The 23,404-nt window shown below is 70.8% G+C and carries 20 protein-coding genes; 9 read left to right on the top strand and 11 right to left on the bottom strand.

Features of this window, described 5'->3' with window-relative positions; translation table 11 throughout:
- Positions 1–98 precede the first annotated feature (98 nt).
- Positions 99–1,676 (top strand): MDR family MFS transporter, encoded by a 1,578-nt coding sequence (locus ACV7NM_RS12365; protein WP_463413917.1) that lies wholly within the window; start codon positions 99–101, stop codon positions 1,674–1,676.
- A 159-nt stretch (positions 1,677–1,835) separates the two neighbouring features.
- Here the strand turns inward: ACV7NM_RS12365 and ACV7NM_RS12360 are convergent, their stop codons facing one another.
- Positions 1,836–2,972 (bottom strand): serine hydrolase domain-containing protein, encoded by a 1,137-nt coding sequence (locus ACV7NM_RS12360; RefSeq protein ID WP_463410345.1) that lies wholly within the window; start codon positions 2,970–2,972, stop codon positions 1,836–1,838.
- Positions 2,973–3,144: 172 nt separating this feature from the next.
- Between ACV7NM_RS12360 and ACV7NM_RS12355 the strand changes: the two genes are divergently transcribed.
- Entirely contained in the window at positions 3,145–3,771 is a 627-nt protein-coding gene (locus ACV7NM_RS12355; RefSeq protein ID WP_463410344.1) for a hypothetical protein, read from the top strand.
- Between the two features lie 288 nt (positions 3,772–4,059).
- Here ACV7NM_RS12355 and ACV7NM_RS12350 read toward each other — a convergent pair whose 3' ends face one another.
- The 3 genes from ACV7NM_RS12350 to ACV7NM_RS12340 all read right to left on the bottom strand — a co-directional run bounded on the left by ACV7NM_RS12350 (position 4,060) and on the right by ACV7NM_RS12340 (position 6,798).
- Positions 4,060–5,346, bottom strand: a complete 1,287-nt coding sequence (locus ACV7NM_RS12350; RefSeq protein WP_463410343.1) for an extracellular solute-binding protein — start codon at positions 5,344–5,346, stop codon at positions 4,060–4,062.
- A gap of 277 nt (positions 5,347–5,623) precedes the next feature.
- Positions 5,624–6,241, bottom strand: coding sequence for an SMI1/KNR4 family protein (locus ACV7NM_RS12345; RefSeq protein ID WP_463410342.1), 618 nt, complete (start codon positions 6,239–6,241; stop codon positions 5,624–5,626).
- Between the two features lie 62 nt (positions 6,242–6,303).
- Positions 6,304–6,798 (bottom strand): DUF192 domain-containing protein, encoded by a 495-nt coding sequence (locus tag ACV7NM_RS12340; RefSeq protein ID WP_463413916.1) that lies wholly within the window; start codon positions 6,796–6,798, stop codon positions 6,304–6,306.
- Between the two features lie 77 nt (positions 6,799–6,875).
- Here ACV7NM_RS12340 and ACV7NM_RS12335 point away from each other — a divergent pair, with 77 nt between their 5' ends.
- Positions 6,876–7,703, top strand: a complete 828-nt coding sequence (locus ACV7NM_RS12335) for a prepilin peptidase (RefSeq protein ID WP_463410341.1) — start codon at positions 6,876–6,878, stop codon at positions 7,701–7,703.
- Between the two features lie 165 nt (positions 7,704–7,868).
- Here the strand turns inward: ACV7NM_RS12335 and mgrA are convergent, their stop codons facing one another.
- Positions 7,869–8,906, bottom strand: a complete 1,038-nt coding sequence (mgrA, locus tag ACV7NM_RS12330; protein WP_463410340.1) for an L-glyceraldehyde 3-phosphate reductase — start codon at positions 8,904–8,906, stop codon at positions 7,869–7,871.
- Positions 8,907–9,035: 129 nt separating this feature from the next.
- Between mgrA and ACV7NM_RS12325 the strand changes: the two genes are divergently transcribed.
- The 4 genes from ACV7NM_RS12325 (at position 9,036) to ACV7NM_RS12310 (ending at position 14,101) form a co-directional block, all read left to right on the top strand.
- Positions 9,036–9,797, top strand: coding sequence for an isoprenyl transferase (locus tag ACV7NM_RS12325; protein WP_136216151.1), 762 nt, complete (start codon positions 9,036–9,038; stop codon positions 9,795–9,797).
- A 353-nt stretch (positions 9,798–10,150) separates the two neighbouring features.
- Positions 10,151–11,467 carry a PhoH family protein gene (locus ACV7NM_RS12320; protein ID WP_463410339.1) on the top strand — a complete coding sequence of 439 codons (1,317 nt, stop codon included), beginning with the start codon at positions 10,151–10,153 and terminating at the stop codon, positions 11,465–11,467.
- 451 nt (positions 11,468–11,918) lie between these two features.
- Positions 11,919–12,629, top strand: a complete 711-nt coding sequence (locus tag ACV7NM_RS12315) for an aggregation-promoting factor C-terminal-like domain-containing protein (RefSeq protein ID WP_463410338.1) — start codon at positions 11,919–11,921, stop codon at positions 12,627–12,629.
- Positions 12,630–12,766: 137 nt separating this feature from the next.
- Positions 12,767–14,101 (top strand): AI-2E family transporter, encoded by a 1,335-nt coding sequence (locus ACV7NM_RS12310; RefSeq protein WP_463410337.1) that lies wholly within the window; start codon positions 12,767–12,769, stop codon positions 14,099–14,101.
- A gap of 60 nt (positions 14,102–14,161) precedes the next feature.
- Here the strand turns inward: ACV7NM_RS12310 and ACV7NM_RS12305 are convergent, their stop codons facing one another.
- Both ACV7NM_RS12305 and ACV7NM_RS12300 read right to left on the bottom strand, forming a co-directional pair.
- A complete protein-coding gene (locus ACV7NM_RS12305) occupies positions 14,162–14,698 on the bottom strand; it encodes an alkyl hydroperoxide reductase (RefSeq protein ID WP_463410336.1) in 537 nt (178 codons plus the stop codon).
- A gap of 3 nt (positions 14,699–14,701) precedes the next feature.
- Positions 14,702–15,256, bottom strand: coding sequence for a peroxiredoxin (locus ACV7NM_RS12300; protein WP_463410335.1), 555 nt, complete (start codon positions 15,254–15,256; stop codon positions 14,702–14,704).
- Between the two features lie 141 nt (positions 15,257–15,397).
- Here ACV7NM_RS12300 and ACV7NM_RS12295 point away from each other — a divergent pair, with 141 nt between their 5' ends.
- Positions 15,398–16,369: a LysR substrate-binding domain-containing protein gene (locus ACV7NM_RS12295; protein WP_463410334.1), complete on the top strand. Its 972-nt coding sequence runs from the start codon at positions 15,398–15,400 to the stop codon at positions 16,367–16,369.
- Between the two features lie 40 nt (positions 16,370–16,409).
- On the opposite strand, the gene ACV7NM_RS12290 is transcribed toward ACV7NM_RS12295, so the two are convergent.
- Together ACV7NM_RS12290 and ACV7NM_RS12285 are read right to left on the bottom strand one after the other, a co-directional pair.
- Complete coding sequence (locus ACV7NM_RS12290; RefSeq protein WP_463410333.1) at positions 16,410–16,679, bottom strand: type II toxin-antitoxin system antitoxin; 270 nt, start codon at positions 16,677–16,679, stop codon at positions 16,410–16,412.
- Complete coding sequence (locus ACV7NM_RS12285; RefSeq protein ID WP_463413915.1) at positions 16,676–17,602, bottom strand: SPFH domain-containing protein; 927 nt, start codon at positions 17,600–17,602, stop codon at positions 16,676–16,678. Before ACV7NM_RS12285 ends, ACV7NM_RS12290 begins: the two co-directional genes overlap by 4 nt.
- Positions 17,603–17,862: 260 nt before the next feature.
- Between ACV7NM_RS12285 and ACV7NM_RS12280 the strand changes: the two genes are divergently transcribed.
- On the top strand, positions 17,863–20,148 hold the full coding sequence (locus ACV7NM_RS12280) for a transglycosylase domain-containing protein (protein ID WP_463410332.1): 2,286 nt from the start codon (positions 17,863–17,865) through the stop codon (positions 20,146–20,148).
- 128 nt (positions 20,149–20,276) lie between these two features.
- Here ACV7NM_RS12280 and ACV7NM_RS12275 read toward each other — a convergent pair whose 3' ends face one another.
- Both ACV7NM_RS12275 and fomD read right to left on the bottom strand, forming a co-directional pair.
- Positions 20,277–22,406, bottom strand: a complete 2,130-nt coding sequence (locus ACV7NM_RS12275; protein ID WP_463410331.1) for a SpoIIE family protein phosphatase — start codon at positions 22,404–22,406, stop codon at positions 20,277–20,279.
- A 229-nt stretch (positions 22,407–22,635) separates the two neighbouring features.
- A complete protein-coding gene (gene fomD / locus ACV7NM_RS12270) occupies positions 22,636–23,364 on the bottom strand; it encodes a cytidylyl-2-hydroxypropylphosphonate hydrolase (protein ID WP_463410330.1) in 729 nt (242 codons plus the stop codon).
- Between the last annotated feature and the right edge of the window lie 40 nt (positions 23,365–23,404).

Below are 23,404 nucleotides of genomic sequence, written 5' to 3'. Positions count from 1 at the left end.
TAGTGACGCGTCTACCTTCACCAGTGTAGTGAACTAGCCGGGCGGCAAGTAAGTGGCCAGGTGCGGAAAGTGCCAGGGGAGTGGACGACATGGTGGAGATGACGAAAAAGAAGGAGAACTCCGGGGAGGTGAAGCCCCGCAGTGTCCGCGTCGTGCTCATGGCACTCATGATCGCGATGCTGCTCGCCATGCTCGACAACATGATCGTCGGTACGGCGATGCCGACGATCGTCGGCGAACTCGGCGGCTTGGAGCACCTGTCCTGGGTGGTCACCGCGTACACGCTGGCCACCGCGGCCTCCACCCCCATCTGGGGCAAGGTCGGCGACATGTACGGCCGCAAGGGCTCGTTCCTCACCTCCATCGTGATCTTCCTGATCGGATCCGCCCTGAGCGGCATGGCCCAGGACATGGGTCAGCTGATCGGCTTCCGCGCGATCCAGGGCCTGGGCGCCGGTGGTCTGATGGTCGGCGTCATGGCGATCATCGGTGACCTGATCCCGCCCCGCGAGCGCGGCAAGTACCAGGGCATGATGGCCGGTGTGATGGCCCTCGCCATGATCGGCGGCCCGCTGGTCGGCGGCACCATCACCGACCACATGGGCTGGCGCTGGTCCTTCTACATCAACCTCCCGCTCGGCGCCGTCGCGCTGGCGATGGTGAGCGCGGTCCTGCACCTTCCCAAGAAGAAGGCGCAAGGCAAGATCGACTACCTGGGCGCGGCCCTGCTGACCCTCGCCATCACCTCCACCGTCCTGGTCACCACCTGGGGCGGGAACGAGTACGCGTGGGGTTCCGGTGAGATCGTCGGCCTGATCGTCGTCGGTGTCCTCGCCATCGCCGCGTTCCTCTACGCCGAGACCAAGGCCGCCGAGCCGGTCATGCCGCTGCACATCTTCCGCAGCCGCAACTTCACCCTCATGTCGGTGATCGGCTTCCTCGTCGGTTTCGCGATGTTCGGCGGCGTGCTCTACCTGCCGCTGTTCCAGCAGGCCGTGCAGGGCGCCTCCGCCACCAACTCGGGGCTGCTGCTCCTGCCGATGCTGCTCTCGATGATGGTCGTCTCGCTCATCGCGGGTCGGATCACCACCAGCACCGGCAAGTACAAGGTGTTCCCGATCGTCGGCGGCGCGCTCATGGTCGTCGGGCTCTTCCTGCTCGCGACGATGGACACCGACACCACCCGACTCGTCTCCGGTCTGTACATGGCGGTGCTCGGCGCCGGCCTCGGCTTCCTGATGCAGATCACCATGCTGGTCGCGCAGAACAGCGTGGACATGAAGGACATGGGCGTCGCCTCGTCCTCCGCCACCCTCTTCCGTACGCTCGGCGGCTCCTTCGGCGTGGCCCTGATGGGTTCGCTGTTCACCTCGCGGGTCACCGACACCATGACCGACCGGCTCGGGCCGGCCGCCGCCGCGAAGGCGGGCTCGGCGCAGCTCGACGCGGCGAGCCTGGCGAAGCTGCCCGAGGCGATCCGCGACGCCTACCAGCACGCGGTCGCCGCCGGTACGCACTCGGCCTTCCTGCTCGGAGCGGCCATCGCCGTACTGGGCTTCCTGGCGGCCTGGTTCGTCAAGGAGGTCCCGCTCCGGGGCGCGGGCCCGGCCCCGGCCGGCGGCGCCGCCGAGGAGGGCGCGCCCGCCCAGGTCGCGCAGGCGTCCATAGCCCACTGAGCCCAGCGGCTCCCGTGCGCGTGGCCCGGTCCCGGGGATCGACAGATCCCCGGGACCGGGCCTTTTCCGTGCCCGATCGGCTGTTGGCACCCCGCGAGGGGAGGAATTCCCGTCCGTCGACGGACGTCGTGATCCGCGCCGCCCGGCCGGAGGCCCGGTTCAGGAGGCCGCCCGGGCCGCCTTCAGTACCGCCGCCGTCAGGGGGAAGTTCTCCGGCGCCGTCCCGCCCGGGAAGCCGAAGCGCCGGCGCGTGTACCCGTACGCGACGCCGGTGACCGGGTCCGCGAAGCCGTTCGCCCCCGCCGCCCCGCAGTGGCCGAACGCCTCCGGCCCCACCGCCGGCTGCCGTTCGAAGCCCAGCCCGAAGTGGTCCGGCTCCGAGACCACCCGGTCCTGGCCCGGGGTGTGCGGCTTCGCGAACTCAGCCGCCGTCTCCGGCTTCAGCAGAGCGGGGCGGCCGTCGACCTCGCCGATCGCCGCCGCGTACATGCCCGCGATGCCGGCCGCCGTGCCCACCCCGCCCCCCGACGCCGGACCCTGCGCCTTCACCAGCGGGTGGTTGGCGAACGCGACGAGGTCCATCGGCGGATCGGTGTGCCAGTTGAACGCCACGGGCAACAGCTCGGGCATCGGCCCGGCAGCCGCCTGGATCTCCAGCTGCGCGGGCGTCGGCAGGGCCTCCAGGATCGGCTTCCAGCGGTTATGCGCCCGCGACGGCAGCCCCATGTACAGGTCCAGCCCGTACGGCGCGCGCACCCGCTCCTCGTAGATCTCCTGGATCGACCGGCCCGTGGCCCGCCGTACGACCTCACCGGTCAAAGCGCCGATGACGGAGGCGTGATACCCGTACGCCGTCCCCGGCTCCCAGTACGGCTCCGCGGACGCCAGCCGCGCCGCGACGAACGCGTCGTCGGCCAGCTCCTCGATCGTGAACCCCTCCGGCGTGTTGATCAGGCCCGACCGGTGCGCGAGCAGCTCCCGCACGGTCAGCCGCTCCTTGCCGTGACCCGTGAACTCCGGCCAGTACGAGACGACCGGCCGCTCCAGCTCCAGCACACCGTCCTGGACGAGCAGCGCCACCACCAAGTGCGCCGCGCCCTTGGTGATCGAGAAGACGCCGGACAGGGTTTCGCCGTCGGTGTCCTCGCCCGCCCACAGGTCCACCACCGTGCGCCCGTGGTGACGTACGGCCAGTTGCGCCTCCGGCGAGTGCGGCTGCGCCGCCACCACGGCCTCGAACTCGGCCCGTACCGTCTCCCAGCCCGCCGCCACCGCGCCGGCCACCTTCACGCCCATGGAATCCCCCTGTGGTTCGCCTACACGTCGAATGCACGGCGCAACCGGCGTTGATCAGGTGGTATTCCTGGGCCGCGGGGATATGTCACCTCCGCGTCGGCGCCGGCTCCCTTACGGGTGAACGCGCCCCCGGCGTCGTTCCGGCGCGCCGCGAGCTCCCGTTGGACCGGGCATGAACCGCACCCGCACCGCCGCCGTGGCCCTCGCCGCCGCCCTGGCGGCCCTCGCCCCGACCCTCTGTCAGTCCGCCGCCACCGCGGCCCAGGGCACCTTCCTGCAGGACCCGGGGGGCGACGAGAAGGCGATGAAGTCGATGTGGACGAAGGACGACATGCACAAGGTGGAGGCCCAGTTCCGCCTCTATCCGAACGTCCAGTACAAGACGGTCACCCGGACGGAGTCCAAGGGCGGCCAGCAGTGGGAGCGGGAGGTCCCCGATCCCAAGACGATGGCCTGGATGCCCTCGTACGAGTTCGCTTGGTCCGTCGCCGATTCCAAGCTCGTCAAGAAGGCGGTGACGACGAAGGACGGCAAGCACCCGATCGTCCTGCACGCCGTGCTGCGCACCGCCGGGAAGGCGGAGGCGGGGGAGGTGGACCAGGAGCTGACGGGTCGGCCCGCCACGGGCCGGGTCAAGGTCCCGGGCGGGAAGCGGATCGCCTGCGACACCGGTGTGTACACGGTGGAGTGGTCGCTCACCCGGTCCGGTTACGGGACGCTGCGGGGAACCCTGCCCTGGGACTCCAGCTGCGAGCAGTACCGTACGGCGTTCTCGGATGACAACGGGCGCGTCCACTGAGGGATCGCCCGGGAAGGCCGGCCGCCCGCGCACCTTGTGGGTGGTCGCCGGACGGCTGGGCCGCGGCCTCGGATCAAGGGCCGTGGAGATCATGATGCCGCACGGGGTGGGTGCGGCGTAAGACGAAAGTCCCCTGCTGCGGGGGGTGTTCGCGCGGCGGTGGTCCCGCCGGGCTGCCGGGCTGTCCGGGTGCCGGCCGGGCGGTGAGGGCTGAGCGCTGAGGGCGAGCGCTGAGATCTCTTGTGCCGGTGGCGCGGCGGTGGCGTCGGCGTTGGTCGCCCGGAACGCTCAGTGCTTCTTGCGGGCCGCGCTCGCCTTCGCGGCGATGTCCTCCAGGACGCTCTTCGCGTCACCGGTCGGCTCCACCGCACGGCCGATGTTGCGCTTGATGGTGTCGCTGACCGTCACCCAGGACGGGTCGCTCACCGGGTAGAGCTGGGCCCCGCGCAGCGCGGTGAGGAACTGCTCGTCGTTCTTGTCGATGCCGCCGCCGGAGGGGGTGCGGGAGGCGCTGACGGTCGCGGGCAGCAGGTGGTAGCGGCTCGCGAAGTCCGACAGGTACTTGTCCTGGTAGACGAAGTCGAGGAACTTGCCGATCTCGGCGCGCTTGCCGTTCTGATTGAACGCCATCAGCCAGTCCGCCACGCCGACCGTGGGCGGGACCTCGCCGGCGCCGAGCGTGTCCGAGACCGGCATCGGGACGGCCCGGACCTCGATGCCCTTGCTGCGCGCCTCATAGGCGAGCGACGGGTAGCCGTTGACCATGCCGACCTCACCGCGCAGGAACGCGGCGAAGGCGTCGGCGCGGTTGAACTGCGACGGGGCGACGGGACCGGTCAAGCCGGGGGTGACCAACTGGTCCTTGATCCACTTGAAGGTCGCGATGTTCTGGTCCGACGCGAGGCTGTAGTTGCCGCTGCTGTCGGCGTAGCCGCCGCCGTTGCTCAGCTCCCAGATCAACGCCTCGGCGTGTGCCTCCTCCGGGCCCAGGGGCAGGGCGTAGGGGATCTTCACCCCCTTGTCCTTGAGGGCCTTGGCGTCGCTCTTGAGGTCGGCCCAGGTCTTGGGCGCGTTGGTCAGCCCGGCCTGCTTGAACAGGGCGTCGTTGTAGAAGAGGAGTCGGCTGCTCGCCACGAAGGGCAGGCCGTAGAGGGTGCTGCCGACGGAACCGGCCTCGGTGAGGGGCTGGAGGAAGTTCGCCTCGGCGGTGACCGTGAGGAGGTCGTCGGCGGAATAGAGCTTGCCCTGCGCCGCGAAGTCCGAGTACGAACCCATGAGCGCCATGTCCGGCGCGTTGCCGGCCTTCACCATGCGCGAGACCTCGCGGTCGATGTCGGCCCAGGGCAGCAGTTGCACCTCGACTTTGAGGTCGGGGTTGGCGGCGGTGAAGTCGTGCGTGACCTTGTCCCAGTACGCCTTGGAACTCGTGGCCGCACTGTCGCCGTATTCCGCCGCGACGAGGCGCAGCGTACCGCTGTCAACTGCGCCTCCGCCGGAACTCCCGCATCCTGCGAGAGGTATCAGTAGACCGATCACGGCCGCACCGGCGGTCGTGCCGAACATTCTTCGTCGCACGGGTGGATTCCCCTGATTTTCTTGTGATTCCCGGTGTTACTTATGAGTTACTCCGGGCCGAGGTGTCCCTTCGTGGCCCGTTGGCCGGAATTCTCTCCTGCCGGCAGGGCGGTTGGTCCCATTGGGGCCGCAGTTGTGTTCAATGCTCCAACTGGCCTTATTCCCAATGGTGTTTTCCGATATGTGATCCGCAATTCGGACGCGCGTAGACATGACGAAACGCCCGTTCCGAGGGGAAACGGGTCGTGGGAGAGGAAGACGGTGCCGCGGTGGTGGGCTAGTCGGCGAACTCGCCCGCGTACGGGTCGGGCTCGCCCGTCTCGGGGTTGCGGCCCTCCTGCCAGCGGCGCTGCGCCTTGCGCCAGTGCACGAAGCTGAGGTGGCCGCCGTCCCAGAACGTGATGCCCACGGGGCTCACGTCGAAGTCGTCCGAGCAGAGCCGGTAGAGGAATTCGGCCATGCCGTACGGGTAGACCGCGAACGGGTCCGCGGTGTGGCGCCCGACGACGAGGACGGGCCAGCGGTCCGGGTCTGGGTCGGTGGTGAGCCAGCACAGGATGTCGGAGCCGCCGGTGACCCCCCAGGCGATGATCGACTCGGGATCGACGTCGAAGGCGCTCCGTCCGCCCTCCGCCTCCCACACCTGCCGGGCGTTCTCGGTCTCCTCGGCCATCTCGGCGGGGGCCCACTGGAGTCCGGGCTTGGGGAGCGGCAGCAGCACGTCGGCCTCGCCGTTGATGGAGCCGGAGCCGAAACGGCCCATGAACGCGATGAAGTCGGCCGGGAACCGGGTCCCCCAGGCCGCCTCCGCGGCACGCCAGTCGATGTCCTCGTCGGCGCCGTGAGTCGCGGGCATGATCTGCTCCAGCGCCTTGACCGCAATGTTCTCCGTCATGCCGCTCCCCTGCCACCACCCCAGCTCAACCGCCCCAACCTACCCCCGGGGGCTCGCGTCGCCTAGCCGTCGTCTCGACTGTCGGGCCGCACTTCCACCCGGGTGCCGGCGCGCAGGCCCCATCGGGCCATGGCGCCCGCCGCGGCCTCCAGGACGTGCCGGGCGCGCGGGCGGGGCAGGCCCAGGCGGCCGGGGCGCATCGTGGTCACGGCGATGACGGTGAGGTTGCGGTCGAGGTAAGCCACGTCGATCGGGAAGCGCATCCGGAACGTGTGCACCCCGGCCGCCGGAGTCAGGAGCATGGCGCCGGCGACCCCGTCCCGGCCGAGCAGGCCTCGGGTGCGGGCCCGGTACGAGGCGGCGATCTCCAGCGGGACTTCCAACGGGAGTCCCGGCGGTGCTTCCGACGGGGCCTCGGGCCGGGTGTCCGGCCGGGCCGCGTCGCCCCGGGGCCCTCCGGGCCCGGCGGCACCTGGTGCGGTCGGGGGTCCGGCCCCCGCCCCCGCGGGACCGCCGATCCCGAGGGTGGCCCGACCGTCCGTCCAGTGCCGCCTGATCGCCATGACCGTCAGGGTAGGGCCGATGGGCCCCCGGGCCCATGCCCGCGCCGGCCCCCGGGGCCTACGGTCTGCGGATGGGCCTGACCTTGATCATCCTCGCCGCCGTCTACGGCGTGACCAGCGGGCTGCTGCTGCCGCGCGCCGCCTACCGGCTGTCCGTGGAGCCCGAGCGGCCCTGGCGCGACCGCTGCCCCGAGGGCCACCCCCTGCCCGGCTGGGTCGGCCTCGCGCGCTGCCCGGCCGGCGCGGGCGGCCCCGTACCGGCCCGGCCGACCGGACCCGAGCCCGCCTCTCCGACCGGACCCGTACCGGCCCGGCCGACCGGAACCGGCGGGCCGTCGTCCGCGCGGCCGCATCCGTACGGGCCCTCCTCCGCGCGCACCGCCGCCCTGGCCGGTGTGGTCTGCGCCGCCCTCGCCACGGCCTGCGGCCCGAGGCCCGAGGCGGTGGCCTTCGTGGTGCTCGCGCCCGCCCTGGTGCTGCTCGGTCTCGTCGACCTCGCGGTGCACCGGCTGCCGGACCCGCTGACCCTGCCGCTCGCCGCGCTGACCGCCGCGCTGCTCGGCGGCGCCGCCGTCCTGCCAGGCGCCGCCGGGTCATGGCGGCTCGCGCTGCTCGGCGGGGTCGCGCTGGGAGGCGCGTACCTCGTGCTGTTCCTGATCAACCCCGCCGGGATGGGCTTCGGCGACGTCAAGCTGGCGCTCTCGCTCGGGATCGCTCTTGGGTGGTACGGGTGGGGGGTATGGTTCGCCGGAACGTTCCTGGGCTTTCTCTACGGGGCCGCATACGGTCTCGCCCTTGTGCTGCGCGGGCGCGGGGGGCCGGGGGCGGCCTTCGCGTTCGGCCCCTTCATGACGGCCGGCGCCCTCACGGGAATGTTGCTGGGCGGATTCGGAGCGTAATCACCGTGCGTCGATGCACGCAGGACGCTTTACGAAGGGTTATGGTGGAACCCCCCCCTCGGGCCGGTCCGTATCCCCCCCACGGACCGGCCCGTTTTTCTTTTCCCACCGCCCCCGCGGGCACCGCCGCGAAAGCGCAGGTCAGTGCCGCGGGCGCGGAACGCGTCAACCCCGCTGGGCCCAGATGTTGGTGCCGGGGGTGGAGACGGCGTGGGTATCGATCTCCCGCAGCTCCTCCGCCGTCAGCGGCGGACCGGCCAGCGCGGCGACGTTCTCCTCCAGCTGGGCCACGCTCGACGCGCCGATGAGCGCCGAGGTCATGCGGCCGTCCCGCAGCACCCAGTTCAGCGCGAGCTGCGCCAGTGACTGCCCGCGCCGGGCGGCGATGTCGTTCAGGCCGTTCAGCCGCCGCACCACCTCGTCCGACAGCAGGTCCGGGCTCAGGGACTTGCCCTGGGTGGCCCGCGAGCCCTCCGGGATGCCCTTGAGGTACTTGCCCGTCAGGAGTCCCTGCGCGAGCGGCACGAAGGAGATGCAGCCCATCCCGGCGTCCTCCAGGACGTCCAGCAGCCCGTCCTCCTCCGTCCAGCGGTTGATCATGGAGTACGAGGGCTGGTGGATGAGGGGGCGCACGCCCATCTCGACGAGGATGCGCGCCGCCTCGGCGGTCTGCTCGGCCGTGTACGAGGACACGCCCACGTACAGCGCCTTGCCCTGGTGGACCGCGGACGCGAGGGCGCCCATGGTCTCCTCCAGCGGGGTCTCCGGGTCGAACCGGTGCGAGTAGAAGATGTCGACGTAGTCGACGCCCATCCGCCCCAGCGAGGCGTCGAGCGAGCCGAGCAGGTACTTGCGGCTGCCCCATTCGCCGTACGGGCCGTCGTGCATGAGGTAGCCGGCCTTGGTGGAGAGCACCAGCTCCTCGCGGTGGGACGCGAAGTCCCGCGCGAAGATCTTGCCGAAGTTCAGCTCGGCGGAACCGGGCGGCGGGCCGTAGTTGTTGGCGAGGTCGAAGTGGGTGACGCCGAGGTCGAAGGCCCGGCGCAGGATGGCGCGCTGCGAGGCCAGCGACTTGTCGTCGCCGAAGTTGTGCCACAGACCCAGGGAGACGGCGGGGAGTTTGAGGCCGCTGCGGCCTGTGCGGCGGTACTCCATGGAGTCGTAGCGCGAGGGCTCTGCCCGATAGGGATTGTTATCAGTCACGTTGTCCTCCCTATCACGGACCTGTGACCGGCCGAGTTGGGTACCCGATCCCGCCGCGCAGTAATGTGGCGGGCTCGGGGGTAGGGACCGCAATCCGCACGGGGGATCGCACGGAGGGGCTGGAAGATCGTGAAGCTGCGCGACCTGGTGTACAGGCTCTACGCACGCCGGGTGGAAGGCCGCCTCGACCACGACGCGTCGCCCAAGCACATCGGCGTGATCCTGGACGGGAACAGGCGCTGGGCGAAGGCGTCCGGAGGTACGACGGAACAGGGCCACCAGGCCGGGGCCGACAAGATCTCGGAGATGCTGGGCTGGTGCACCGAGACGGACGTCGAGGTCGTCACCCTGTGGATGCTCTCCACGGACAACCTGGACCGACCCGAGGTCGAGCTCCGTCCGTTGCTCAACATCATCGAGAACACCGTGCGGGGCCTCGCCGCGGACGGCCGCTGGCGGGTCCACCACGTCGGCAACCTGGACATCCTCCCCGCCGGCACCCAGACGGTGCTCAAGGAGGCCGAGCAGGCCACGCACGACGTCGAGGGAATACTCGTCAACGTCGCGGTCGGCTACGGCGGCCGGCAGGAGATCGCCGACGCGGTCCGCTCGCTGCTACTGGAGCACGCCGAGAAGGGCACGTCCTTCGAGGAGCTCGCCGAGGTCCTCGACATCGACCACATCGCGGAGCACCTCTACACGCGCGGCCAGCCCGACCCGGACCTCGTCATCCGCACCAGCGGCGAACAGCGGCTGTCCGGTTTCATGCTGTGGCAGAGCGCGCATTCGGAGTACTACTTCTGCGAGGTTTTCTGGCCGGCCTTCCGCAAGGTCGACTTCCTGCGGGCCCTGCGCGACTACGCGGCGCGCCACCGGCGGTACGGCACCTGACCGGCGGGACTTGCCGGCAGGTCCCGGCCGGCGGGATCTGACACCCCCTCGACCCCGCCCGGGGCGCCCCCAGTCGACGCGGACCCTTCACCAGCGGTTCACCGAGCGTCCGTCATATGCCATGGCATGGGCGAGCCGGTTCCAGGGCATACCCCTAGCAGGTCGACGCCCGACCCACGGGTGTCGAGTCTCAGCGGACGGCATGGGGTCGTCCGCCCGGGAGGCCCTTTGCACCAGGACGCGCGTGCGGTTCGCACGGACGAAGTGGAGGGCCGGAAATCGGCCCGCGCATGGGTGCCGATGACCGGTCCGGTCTTCATGGCCCGACCTCTTCCGAGGGGGTACGTCCTTCCGTGGTGACCAGCACAAAGCGCCGCCTGCCCGACAGGCGGACCTACGTCCTCGACACCAGCGTCCTGCTGGCAGACCCCAACGCGGTATCCCGCTTCGACGAGCACGAGGTCGTGCTCCCGATCGTGGTGATCACCGAGCTGGAGGCCAAGAGGCACCATCCCGAACTCGGCTACTTCGCCCGTCAGGCCCTGCGCCTGCTCGACGACTTCCGGGTTCGCTACGGTCGCCTCGACGCCCCCATCCCGCTGGGCGATCTGGGCGGCACCCTGCGCGTCGAACTCAACCACTCCGACCCCGGCGTCCTGCCCGCGGGCTTCCGGCTGGGGGACAACGACTCCCGCATCCTGGCCGTCGCCCGCAACCTCCAGGCCGAGGGCTACGACGTCACGGTGGTCTCGAAGGACCTGCCGCTGCGCATCAAGGCCTCCTCCGTGGGGTTGCTCGCCGAGGAGTACCGGGCCGAGCTGGCGATCACCGACAGCGGCTGGACCGGCATGAGCGAGCTCGCGCTCTCCGGGGAACAGGTCGACCTGCTCTTCTCGGAGGAGCGGCTCTACGTGCCGGAGGCCGCCGAACTGCCGGTGCACACCGGGCTCGTCCTCCAGTCGGAGCGCGGCAAGGCGCTCGGCCGGGTCACGGCGGACGGCAACGTCCGTCTCGTGCGCGGCGACCGCGAGGCGTTCGGACTGCACGGCCGCAGCGCCGAGCAGCGCATCGCGCTGGACCTGCTGCTCGACCCCGAGATCGGAATCCTCTCGATGGGCGGCCGGGCGGGCACCGGCAAGTCGGCGCTGGCCCTGTGCGCGGGCCTGGAGGCGGTCCTGGAGCGCAGGCAGCACCAGAAGGTGATGGTCTTCCGGCCGCTGTACGCGGTGGGCGGGCAGGAGCTGGGCTACCTCCCGGGCACCGAGGCCGAGAAGATGAGCCCCTGGGCACAGGCGGTCTTCGACACCCTCTCCTCCGTGGCCGGGCGAGAGGTCATCGAGGAGGTGCTGAACCGCGGGATGCTGGAAGTCCTGCCGCTCACGCACATCCGCGGCCGTTCGCTGCACGACGCCTTCGTGATCGTGGACGAGGCCCAGTCGTTGGAGCGCAACGTGCTGCTGACCGTGCTGTCGCGCATCGGCGCCAATTCGAGGGTCGTCCTGACCCACGACGTGGCCCAGCGGGACAACTTGAGGGTCGGCCGGTACGACGGGGTGGTCGCCGTCGTTGAGAAGCTCAAGGGGCATCCGCTGTTCGCCCACGTCACGCTGACCCGTTCCGAGCGCTCCCCGATCGCCGCGCTCGTCACCGAGATGCTGGAGACGCTGTGACCCCGGGGGAGGCCGTGACTCCGGGGACGTGGTGACCCGGAGGCCAAATGGGGCAGAAACCCCATAGGCGGAGGATGAGTTGACGCCGCCCGGCGAAGGCGCAGCAGCCTAGCCGGGCGGCGTCGTGCTGCACAGGTCTTCGGTGAAATCAGGGGCGTTCCGGCAGGTGTGACCTTTCCCACGCAACGTGGAATTGCCCTGCGGCGTCGCGGTCCGGCAGAGTCTGCTTTCCGTCAGGCCCCGCATACGGCACTCTTGTACCTCTCGCGAGGTATACGCACGGCAACAACTCCAGAACCGGTCGCCGTATGCCGCCCGAGCTAGTCGGCAGCCCCCGCGAGGGAGTTGCCCCGGGCCCGCGCCTCCAGTGACCGCGGATTCATGGAGGCCAGTGTCGAGGGGCACTATTGCGACCGCGCGGTCACTGCGGACGCTGCTGGAAGGACACCGTGTGAGCCGGATCTCGGTCCGGGGGTTCGCAGTGGCTTCGGCCACCGCGGTCACCACCGTCGGCGCAGTCGTAGGCGTCGCGGCGGGCGACACCACCTCGAACAATCTCGAAACGACCGCCGCCGGAGCGACTCTCCTCACTGACATCCCGGTCGGCGACCAGGCTCAGGTCCAGAGCGCGTCCCTGACGCAGCAGGCCGACGCCATCGCCCACGCCGCCGACACCGATGCCACGCGCTCGGCCGAGGAGGCGGCGCGCATCCAGGCGGCGCAGGACGCCAAGGCGAAGAAGACGGACGCCGAGGCGGCGGAGGCCAAGAAGAAGGCCGACGAGGAAGCCAAGAAGAAGCGCGAAGAGGAGAACGTCGCCAGCCGCTCCGCGACGCGCAGCGCCGGGGACTTCGCCGTCCAGGGCTCCTACACGGTCTCCCAGGTCAAGGACATCGCCCGGCAGATCGTGCCGGCCGGTCAGTTCCAGTGCTTCTCCAACATCATCAACGAGGAATCGACCTGGAACTACCAGGCCGTGAACTCCTCTTCGGGCGCCTACGGTCTGGTCCAGGCGCTGCCCGGCTCCAAGATGGCCTCGGCCGGAGCCGACTGGCGCACCAACCCCGCCACGCAGATCCAGTGGGGCCTGGGCTACATGAACGACCGCTACGGCAGCCCGTGCAGCGCCTGGAGCTTCCACCAGGCCAACGGCTGGTACTAGGGCCTAGGTTTCCACGCGGTCCGGGGAAACCGGGTCCGGCGATCAACTTCGGGGAGCCCCGCACCGTCCTACGGTGCGGGGCTCCCCGCGTGTACGGTCGGGCGAGTGCGTCCGCGGTCGGGGGGAAAGGGAAAGACATGACAAAGAGGGCAGGTTGGCTCGGCCGGATCGGCAGAGGGCTCAGCCAGATCGGCGCGCGTCTCGACGAACGGCGGGCCGAGGTCGAGGCGGAGACCGCCGTCGACGTGCCCGTCCCCGTCCCGGTCCCCGTCGACGGGCCGCTGCCCGCGACCGTGGTGGCCCCCGGCGGTGAATCCGGCTGGCGGGAGCGGCCCGATCCGGTGACGGTCATCCCGTGGGGCATGCGGGTCGCCGCGGAGGCCAGTTGGCGGCTGCTGCTCCTGGCCGGGATGCTCTGGGTGCTGATGAAGGTGATCAGCGAGGTCCGCCTCGTGGTCCTCGCCTTCTCCGCCGCCCTGCTCGTCACCGCCCTGCTCCAGCCCTTCGTCGTACGGCTGAGGAGGCTCGGGCTGCCGCGCGGCCTCGCCACGGCCGTGACCGCGATCCTCGGCTTCGTCGTGATCGGTCTGGTCGGCTGGTTCGTGGTCTGGCAGGTCATGGAGAACCTCGACACCCTCTCCGCCCGGGTGCGCGAGGGTATCGACGAACTCAAACTCTGGTTGCTGGACAGTCCGTTCCACGTCACCGAGAAGCAGATCAACGACATCGCCAAGAGCCTCACCGACACCATCGGCACCAACACCGAGCAGATCACCTCCGCCGGCCTACAAGGCGTGACGGTCCTCGTCGAGGTGCTGACGGGCATCCTGCTCTCGATGTTCTCGACGCTCTTCCTGCTCTACGACGGCAAGCGCATCTGGACCTGGGTGCTCGGCCTGGTCCCGCGCGCGGCCCGCCCCGGGGTCGCCGGCGCCGGTCCGCGCGCCTGGCGCACCCTGACCGCCTACGTCCGGGGCACCGTGCTCGTCGCCCTCATCGACGCCGTCTTCATCGGCCTCGGGCTGTACTTCCTCGACGTCACGATGGCGGTGCCGCTCGCCGTCTTCATCTTCCTGTTCGCCTTCATCCCGCTCGTCGGCGCGGTCGTCTCCGGTGCCCTGGCCGTGGTGGTGGCCCTGGTGACGCAGGGGCCGTTCGTGGCGCTGATGGTCCTCGCGGTGGTGCTCGCGGTGCAGCAGCTGGAGGGGCACGTGCTCCAGCCGTTCATCCTGGGCCGCGCCGTACGGGTGCACCCGCTCGCCGTGGTCCTGGCCGTGGCGGCCGGCGGAATGATCGCCGGCATCGGCGGTGCGGTGGTCGCCGTGCCGCTGGTGGCCGTCACCAACACCGTGGTGGTGTACCTGCGGGCGTACTCGCGCGACCGGCAGAGCGCCGCCGCCGCGGCGGGTCCGGGCCCGCACGGCGCCACGGCCCTGCCGCGCGCCGAGCGGGAAGAGGGCGGCGACGAGTAGGGCCCCCGCGGCCGGTGACGGCTGCGGGGGCCCTGGGGCTCGTACGGGTACGAGGGTGCGCTACTCGGCGGCGAGGGCGGCCTCGGCGTCGAGGGTGACGGCCACGGCCTGGATCACCGAGGCGATCTTAAAGGCCTCCTGGACCGTCTCACGGGCGACGCCGGCCTTGCGCAGCACCTGCTCGTGCGAGTCCAGGCACTGGCCACAGCCGTTGATCGCGGAGACCGCGAGCGACCACAGCTCGAAGTCGACCTTCTCCACACCCGGGTTGCCGATGACGTTCATCCGCAGACCGGCGCGCAGGTTGTTGTACTCCGGGTCGGACAGCAGGTGCCGGGTCCGGTAGAACACGTTGTTCATCGCCATGACCGCGGCGGCGGACTTGGCGGCGGTGTACGCCTCCGGCGACAGGGCCGCCTTCGCCTCGGGCTCCAGCTCACGCAGGACGCGCGGGGAGCGTGCGGCGATCGCGCAGGCCAGGACAGTGCCCCACAGCTGCTGCTGCGGGAGGTCGCTGTTGCCGATGACCGAACCGAGGTTCAGCTTGAGGTCCTTGGCGAAGTCCGGGACGGCGGCCTTGAGGGAGTCGAGGGACATCGCTCACTCACCGGCCAGCAGCGCGCCGGCGTCCAGGGTGCCCTCGCCCTTGTTCCAGTTGCAGGGGCACAGCTCGTCGGTCTGCAGGGCGTCGAGGACCCGCAGGACCTCCTTGGGGTTACGGCCCACGGAACCGGCGGTCACCATCGTGAACTGGATCTCGTTGTTCTGGTCGACGATGAAGACGGCGCGCTGCGCGAAGCCGTCCTCGCCCTGTACGCCACAGGCCCGCATGAGCTCGTGCTTGGAGTCGGCCAGCATCGGGAAGGGCAGGTCACGCAGGTCGGCGTGGTCCTTGCGCCAGGCGTGGTGGACGAACTCGGAGTCGCCGGAGACGCCGAGGACCTGGGCGTCGCGGTCCTGGAACTCCTCGTTCAGCTTGCCGAAGGCGGCGATCTCGGTCGGGCAGACGAAGGTGAAGTCCTTCGGCCAGAAGAAAACCACGCGCCACTTGCCCTCGTAGGTCTTGTGGTCGATCTGCGCGAACTCGCTGCCGGCTTCGAGCGAGACGCAGGCGGTCAGATCGTAGGTGGGGAACTTGTCACCGACAGTGAGCACGTGCTCTCCTTGCAGACAGGAAAGTACCCTTTTTGGGGGCTTTCCAAGGGGGTTGGACTGATCTCACATGCTGGCACAGCTGCATTGATTACGGAAATAGCTACTCTTGTGGATGGTGATCGGAGGTGCCTATCAGTGGCTATGGGTAATAGGGGAGCGAAGCTCGGCCCCAAGAACGGTGCGGCCCGACAGGCGACGCTCGCACAACTGCGCGCCTTCGCGGCCGTCGCCGAGCACCTGCACTTCCGGGACGCCGCCGCGGCGATCGGGATGAGCCAGCCGGCGCTGTCCGGGGCCGTCTCCGCCCTGGAGGAGGCCCTCGGCGTGCAGTTGCTGGAGCGCACCACCCGCAAGGTGCTGCTCTCCCCGGCCGGTGAGCGGATCGCCGCCCGGGCGCGGGTCGTGCTCGACGCGATGGGCGGCCTGCTGGAGGAGGCCGAGGCGGTGCGCGCGCCGTTCACCGGGGTGCTGCGGCTCGGCGTGATCCCCACCGTGGCCCCGTACCTGCTGCCGACCGTGCTCGGACTGTTCCACCGCCGCTACCCCCGGATGGACCTCCAGGTGCACGAGGAGCAGACCACCTCGTTGCTGGAGGGACTGGCCGCCGGACGGCTCGACCTGCTGCTCCTCGCGGTACCGCTGGCGGTCCCCGGCGTCACCGAACTCCCGCTCTTCGACGAGGACTTCGTCCTGCTGGCGCCCCGGGGGCACCCCCTGGCGGGCCGCAAGGACATTCCGCGCGAGGAACTGCGTGAACTGCAGCTCCTGTTGCTCGACGAAGGCCACTGCCTGCGGGACCAGGCGCTCGACATCTGCCGGGAGGCGGGCCGCTCGGCCGGGGCGGACGTCACCACCACCGCCGCCGCCGGGCTCTCCACGCTCGTGCAACTGGTCGCCGGGGGGCTCGGGGTCACGCTGTTGCCGCGTACGGCCCTGCGGCTGGAGACCGCGCGCAACGAGTACCTGGCCACCGGGTACTTCGCGGAACCGGCCCCCTCGCGCCGCATCGCACTGGCCATGCGGACCGGGACGGCCCGACAGGAGGAGTTCGCGGCCATCGCCGCCTCCCTGCGCGAAGCCGTACGCCCGCTCCCGGTGTGGCCGACGGACTGAGACCCCGGCGCCGAGCCCCCGGCGCTCTCCCGACCGCGCCCTAGTCCGACGGCTTCGGCGGGCGGCCGCGCGGTGGGATCGGGGCGACGTCGCCCGGAAGGCGGCCGGACTCGGACAGGGCACGCCGCAGCAGGAACTCGATCTGGGCGTTCGCGCTGCGCAGCTCGTCGCCCGCCCAGCGCGCCAGCGCTTCGTAGACCTGCGGGTCCAGCCGCAGCAGCACCTGCTTGCGCGCCTGGCGCCCCGCACGCGCGCCCCGCTCCGGCCCCCCGGTCGGGCCGGAGCGGGGCGCGTCGCCGGCGGAACTCACTGGTAGAGGGTGCCGGTGTTGAGGACGGGCTGGGCCGCGCGGTCACCGCACAGGACCACCATCAGGTTCGAGACCATGGAGGCCTTGCGCTCGGGGTCCAGGTCCACGATCTCCTCCTCCGCCAGGCGGGTCAGGGCCAGCTCCACCATGCCCACCGCGCCCTCGACGATCTGCTTGCGGGCCGCCACGACCGCGCCCGCCTGCTGGCGCTGGAGCATCGCGGAGGCGATCTCAGGAGCGTACGCGAGATGCGTGAAGCGGGACTCGATGATGTGGACGCCCGCCGCCTCGACGCGGGTGGAGAGCTCCGCAGCCAGCTTCCGGGTGATCTCCTCCGCGTTGCCGCGCAGCGACAGGCCGCCCTCTTCGTGGGCGTCGTACGGGTACTCGATGGCGATGTGCCGGACGGCCGTCTCGGTCTGCGTCTCCACGAACTCGGTGAAGTCCTCGACCTCGAACACCGCGCGGGCCGTGTCCTCCACCCGCCACACCACGACCGCCGCCAGCTCGATCGGGTTGCCGTAGGCGTCGTTGACCTTGAGGACGTTCGTCTCGTGGTTGCGGACGCGGGTGGAGACCCTCTCGCGGGAGGTCAGCGGGTTGACCCAGCGCAGGCCCTCCGTCCGGACCGTCCCCCGGTAGCGGCCGAAGAGCTGGACGACCCGCGCCTGCCCGGGGGCGATCGTGTTGAGCCCGCTCATCGCGAAGACGGCCGCGAGGTCCAGCAGGACGCCGGCGACGACCAACGCCACCTTGAGGGAGTCGACCCCCGTCATCGAGCCGACGACGATCAGGCCGGTACCGGCCGCGAGGCCCGCGAGGCCGAGCAGCAGCGCCGGGCCGCCGCCGATGCTGTGCGCGGCGAACTCCCTTATGTGGCTGGGGGATACGCCGGGCGATACGTCGGTCGCGCCGGAATCCATCGCCGATGCAGTGGTCATGGTCTGCCCCCGTTTGTCGCTGATGCCCGGCCGTGATCGACCGGAAGTCCTAGCAAAGTGATAGCACTTTTTACGCCCACCGCAACCCTTCGGGCCTCATGTGCGTCGGTTCCAGTGGTGTGGGTGCTGATTCTCACGTCCGAAATGACCTTATTTGATCAGGATTAGTCAACCTTTGTCACAGCCTGCGGTGTTAGTTTTCTGAGCTGACGTCGGGGGGGTAATCGAGCGGAGCGGGAGCGATGGGCCGAGCAGAAGCGCGACGGGCGCAGCAGCAACGCGGTGCGCGGAAAGCGCCGAGCGGGAGCCCGGACGGGCGCGCGGGCAAGGCGGCCGGCAAACGCACCGGCATGCGCCGTTTCTTCACCTGGAAGAAGATCCTCGGCGCGTTCTTCGGGATGATCCTGCTCCTGATACTCGGAGCGGTCGCCGCCTACTTCATGGTGGACCCGCCGGACCCGCGTACCGACGCGGTGCTCCAGAGCAACACCTACGAGTACGCCGACGGCTCGATCATGGCTCGCACGGGCAAGACGAACCGCGAGATCGTGGGGATCGACAAGATCCCCGAGGACGTACAGACCGCCTTCATCGCCATCGAGAACAAGTCCTTCTACAAGGACAGCGGCGTCGACGTCATGGGCGTGGCCCGCGGCCTGTTCAACACCCTGCGCGGGAAGGGCACCGCCGGCGGTTCGACGATCACCCAGCAGTACGTCAAGAACTACTACCTGACCCAGGACCAGTCGGCGACCCGCAAGCTCCGTGAGCTGGTGATCGCCATCAAGGTCGACCAGCGGATGTCGAAGCCCGAGATCCTCGCCGGCTACCTCAACACCAACTTCTACGGCCGCAACGCCTACGGCATCCAGGCCGCCGCCCAGGCCTTCTACGGCGTCGACGCGGACAAGCTCACCCTCGCGCAGGGCGCCTACCTCGCCGCGGTCATCCAGGCCCCGAGCCAGTACGACTGGGCGACCGCCGGCCCGAACGGCAAGCACCTGGCCATGGTCCGCTTCAACGCCGTCCTCGACAACATGGTCGAAATGGGCAAGCTGGACCCCGCCAAGCGCAAGACGATCCAGTTCCAGGAGCCCATCAAGCCCAAGCCCGCACCGGGCATGGACGGGCAGAAGGGCTACCTGATCCAGGCCGCCAACGCCGAGCTGAACGCGCACGGGATCAAGGACGACCAGATCGCGGCCGGCGGCTGGACCTTCACGCTCAACATCGACAAGAAGAAGCAGGCCGCCATGGAGAAGGCGGTCCAGGACAAGCTGGAGTCCAAGCTCGAACGCAAGAACGTCCAGGAACGGCCGCAGGACCAGAGCGTGCAGGCCGGCGCCACCTCGGTGGACCCGAAGACCGGCGCGATCGTGGCGATGTACGGCGGCACGGGCCTGAGCGAGAAGTACAACAGCAACGCACTGCGCACCGACTTCCAGCCCGGCTCGACCTTCAAGCCGGTCGTACTGGCCACCGCCCTGGAGACCGGCGCGACCACCCAGGACGGCCGCAAGATCACCCCGAACACCCTCTACGACGGCACCAGCAAGCGCCCCGTCGTCGGCAGCTCGGTCCCCTTCGCCCCGCAGAACCAGGACGACGCCAACTACGGCGACCCGATGCTCACGGTCCAGGAGGCCACCAACTCCTCCGTGAACTCCGTCTACGCCCAGATGATCGTGGACGCCAAGCCGGCCAGCGTGAAGAAGCAGGCCCTCGCCCTCGGCATGCACAACCGTGACGGCTGGCCCGACGACAAGCCGGCCATGTCGCTCGGCACCATGAGCGCCAACACGGTGGAGATGGCCGGCGTCTACGCCACCTTCGACAACCACGGCAAGAAGGTCACCCCGACCATCGTGAAGAAGGCCGAGCACAAGGATGCCGAGTACAACCCCGGCAGCGCCATCGGCAGCCAGGTCCTCAGCCGCAAGACCGCCGACACCGTCACCAAGGTGCTCACCGGCGTGGTCGCCAACGGTTCCGGCAGCGCCGTGAAGAGCGACGCCTACCAGGCCGCCGGTAAGACCGGCACCACCGAGTCGAACGTTGCGGCCTGGTTCACGGGCTACACCCCGGAGCTCGTCACCGTCGTCGCGATGTTCGGCGAGGACCCCAACACCCACGGCCAGGTCACGCTGACCGGTACGGCCGGCAAGGGTCGCGCGGGTGGCTCCAGCTTCCCGGCCCAGATCTGGCAGGAATACACCCTGGCCGTCCTCGGCGGTGTGAACACGGGCGAGTTCGACCTGTCCGACGCGGACATGGGCCCCGTCCAGGCGCCCACCCGCAGCGCCGCGCCCACCAAGGACGCGAGCCCGACCGCCTCGGCCACGGAGAACACCAAGTCGCCGACGACCACCACGAGCCCCACGAAGACCGGCGACCCGACCGGCCACACCAAGGACCCGACGAAGACGACCGACCCGACGAAGCCGACGAAGGACCCGACGAAGACCCCGGATCCGACGAAGTCGTTCCTCTTCCCGCCGCCGCCGCAGGAGCAGCAGCGACAGCCCTGATGGGCCGGAGAACGGAAAACCGCCCCGCGACGTGATCGTCGCGGGGCGGTGTCGTATCGGCGGTGTCGTGAAGGCGGTGTCGTGACGGCGGTTCCGTGTCGGCGGGGCCGCGTCGTGGCCGAGGCGGCTCAGCCCGCGTCGCCACCGCGCGGCAGCGTGAGCTCGAACCAGACGACCTTGCCGCTGCTCAGCCGGGTGGCACCCCACCGGCGGGCCATCCGGTTGACGAGGAACAGACCGCGGCCGCCCTCGTCGGTCTCCCTCGCCCGGCGCTGGCGGGGCAACTGCGGGGAGTCGTCGCCGACCTCGCAGCGCAGCACGTCCGTCCGCAGCAGCCGCAGGGTCACCGGCCGCTCGGCGTACCGTACGGCGTTCGTCACCACCTCGCTGACCAGCAGCTCCAACGAGTCCTGGAGCTCCTCCAGACCCCAACGGGCCAGCGCCCGACGGGCGAACCGGCGGGCCCGCCCGGGAGCGGTCTCCTCCGGGTCCAGGAACCAGTACGCCACGTCACTGGGGGCGATCCCGTCGAAGCGGGCCGCGAGCAACGCGATGTCGTCGTCCCGGTCTCCGGGACCGAGCATGTCCAGCACGTCGTCGCACAGCGCCTCCAACGGCGGCGGGTGGTCGACGCCCGTCAACTGCGCGGTGGTGGCCAGCCGCTCCCGCAACTGCTCGATGCCGGTCCAGACGTCGCGCAGCCGGGACTCCACCAGCCCGTCGGTGTACAACAGCAGGGTGGCGCCCGCCGGGGCGTCCAGCTCCACCGCCTCGAAGTCCACGCCGCCGACGCCGATGGGGGCGCCCGGCGGCACGCGCAGCACCTCGGCGCGCCCGCCCAGGTGCAGGAGCACCGGCGGGGGGTGGCCGGCGTTGGCGATGGTGATCCGGTGCGAGACGGGATCGTAGACCGCGTAGAGGCAGGTGGCCATCCGGTCGGAGCCCAGGCGCTGGGCCTGCTCGTCCAGGTGGTGCAGGACCTCCGCGGGGGGCAGGTCCAGCTGCGCGAGCGTCTGCGCGGTGGTGCGGAGCTGTCCCATGATCGCGGCGGACGTCATGGAATGGCCCATGACGTCACCGACGACCAGCGCGACGCGGCTGCCGGGCAGCGGTATGGCGTCGTACCAGTCGCCCCCGACCCGGGCCGTCTCGGCGGCCGGCAGGTAGCGGGAGGCGAGGCGCACCCCGGTGGGCTGTGGGAGGCTGTCGGGCAGCATGGTGCGCTGGAGTTCGTCGGCGATGTACGCCTCGCGGCCGTACAGCACCGCCTTGTCGATGCCGAGCGCGGTGTGCGTGGCCAACTGGGCCGCGACCAGCAGGTCGTTGGTCTCGAAGGCGGGCCGCTCGGGGGTCCGCAGGAACACCGCCGAGCCGATCACCCGGCGCCGGCCGCGCAGCGGCGCGAGGATGGCCCGCTGCCCGCGCGGTACGGGATGGTCGCCGCCCAACAGCTCCGACAGGGCGTCCTTCGCCGCGACGGAGGACCCGAACACCGGGCGGACGCCGCGCAGCACCTCGGCGAGCGGGCCGCCCGGCCGGATCTCGCACAGCTCGGCGGCGGGCAGGTCACCCTGGGGACCGACCAGCGGAAGCCGGCTGAAATCGAGTTCGCCGCCGGATCCGGCCGACCCGGCGAACTCGCCGCTCGTCAGATCGTCGAGGGGCCGGAGCCGGTCGGTGCGACGGAGCCTTAAAACGACCGGGCCGACGGGGCGTTCGTCGCCGACCGGCAGCGGATCGCGCAGGTAGACGAGGATGGCGTCGGAGAAGGTCGGCACGGTCGCCCGGCACAGGCCGAGCACGATCTCGTCGAGGTCGATGCCGCGCGCGATCCGGCGGGTGGCCGCGCCGACGAAGCGCAGTCGGTCGCCCTCGCGGCGCGCGGTGGTGACGTCCGCCGTCCCGCCGCCCGGTACGCCGTCCGCCACCACCGGGCCGCCCGCGATCGGGCCGCCCGGAACGCCGCCGCCCGGTACACCGCCGCCGGAGCCGCGGTCGGCCGCGCCGCCCGCGGCGCTCACGGCGGAGGCGGCGGCCGCCACGTCGGCGGCCGGCCGGCCGGCCCCGCCGCGGGGCCGGGGCAGTTCGGCGGACCGGCCGGGCGCGCGGGCGCCGTCCGGATCACCTGCCGCGTTCTGCGCATGCGTGCGCACGGCCTCGGCGGCCACGATCGGGGCCTTGCCGTGGCCGGCGTCATCCGTACCTCCGCGGGAGGCGACGGGCTGCGGGCCCTCCTGGGAGGTGGGGTACTCCGTCACGCGTGGATTTCCGTCCGTTTGCGCTCGATGTGCGCTGCACTCAACTCGGTTCAGTCGCGGTATACCCGCTCAGCGGCAGGGGCACCACCGCCCCGCGGTTCCGCGTCCCGCTCGTTACCTCACCTCGCGTCGGTCTGCACCCAAGTCCCCTGTGCGGCACGTCGATTAAGGATGGCCGGCCCGGCGGGGGACGATCCTACGGTCGCACCCCGGGGGCGCATCAAGGGTCTCATGAGGTCATATGCGCAGGGGTGCGGTCCCAGTCCTCGGGCAGAACCGGAATCGGCCATCCTGGATCGGGGCGCCAGTTCTCCCAGCCGTCGCGGAACGGCGGACCCCACTCCTGGACCGACTCCACGGCCGCGCGGCCCGCCTCCCGCACCCGGCGTGCCAGCGGGGGGTCCACCAACCCGACCCGGCGCGCCTGGGCGAACTCGTCCTCGTCGAGCCAGACCCAACTGCGGTCGGGGTGGACGGCGATGTCGAGGAAGTGGTCCACGGAGTCCACGCCGCCGGACCACCGGGTCCGGGGCTCCTCCAGGTTCACGTACCAGTTCTTGAACCGCCAGCCCCGCTCCCAGAACAGCCACACCGACCACGGCTCCCCGGGCCGGGCCAGCTTCAGCACGCCCGTCCCGAACCAGCGCGAGCGTACGGTGGTCCGCGGCGCGGTGTAGCGGGTGGCGAGGGGTTCGGCGTGCACCGGGGTGCCGTCGGCGAGCACCGGCTTGACGCACTCGGTGCCGGGCGCCATCCACACCGCGAGGAGCTCCTCGGTGTCGCACACCACCGTCACCGGTCGGCAGATGTGGACCGGGCCGCCGCGGTCCGGTGCGCAGTCGCGGTAGCGCCAGAGGATCCGCTCCCCGGGCGCCCAACGCGTGAGCGGCTCCCCGTCCGCGGCGCCGAGCGCCACGTCGTGTGCGACGCCGTCCCCGCGGCCTCCGGTACCTGTCATGCGCAGATCTTAGGGCGGAGGCCCCTCCTTGTGCCGCGGT

It is taken from the genome of Streptomyces sp. Tek67B01, assembly GCF_055231995.1.
The sequence above is the reverse complement of the archived record's forward strand: the minus strand, read 5'-3'. Positions and strand labels throughout refer to the sequence as shown.

Excerpts from the sequence above, each read along its gene's own strand:
- ACV7NM_RS12365 (WP_463413917.1), top strand. The coding sequence starts at position 99 with ATGACGAAAAAGAAGGAGAACTCCGGGGAGGTGAAGCCCCGCAGTGTC.
- ACV7NM_RS12360 (WP_463410345.1), bottom strand. The coding sequence starts at position 2,972 with ATGGGCGTGAAGGTGGCCGGCGCGGTGGCGGCGGGCTGGGAGACGGTA.
- ACV7NM_RS12355 (WP_463410344.1), top strand. The coding sequence starts at position 3,145 with ATGAACCGCACCCGCACCGCCGCCGTGGCCCTCGCCGCCGCCCTGGCG.
- ACV7NM_RS12345 (WP_463410342.1), bottom strand. The coding sequence starts at position 6,241 with ATGACGGAGAACATTGCGGTCAAGGCGCTGGAGCAGATCATGCCCGCG.
- ACV7NM_RS12335 (WP_463410341.1), top strand. The coding sequence starts at position 6,876 with ATGGGCCTGACCTTGATCATCCTCGCCGCCGTCTACGGCGTGACCAGC.
- ACV7NM_RS12310 (WP_463410337.1), top strand. The coding sequence starts at position 12,767 with ATGACAAAGAGGGCAGGTTGGCTCGGCCGGATCGGCAGAGGGCTCAGC.
- ACV7NM_RS12305 (WP_463410336.1), bottom strand. The coding sequence starts at position 14,698 with ATGTCCCTCGACTCCCTCAAGGCCGCCGTCCCGGACTTCGCCAAGGAC.
- ACV7NM_RS12295 (WP_463410334.1), top strand. The coding sequence starts at position 15,398 with ATGGGTAATAGGGGAGCGAAGCTCGGCCCCAAGAACGGTGCGGCCCGA.
- ACV7NM_RS12285 (WP_463413915.1), bottom strand. The coding sequence starts at position 17,602 with ATGGATTCCGGCGCGACCGACGTATCGCCCGGCGTATCCCCCAGCCAC.
- ACV7NM_RS12280 (WP_463410332.1), top strand. The coding sequence starts at position 17,863 with ATGGGCCGAGCAGAAGCGCGACGGGCGCAGCAGCAACGCGGTGCGCGG.
- fomD (WP_463410330.1), bottom strand. The coding sequence starts at position 23,364 with ATGACAGGTACCGGAGGCCGCGGGGACGGCGTCGCACACGACGTGGCG.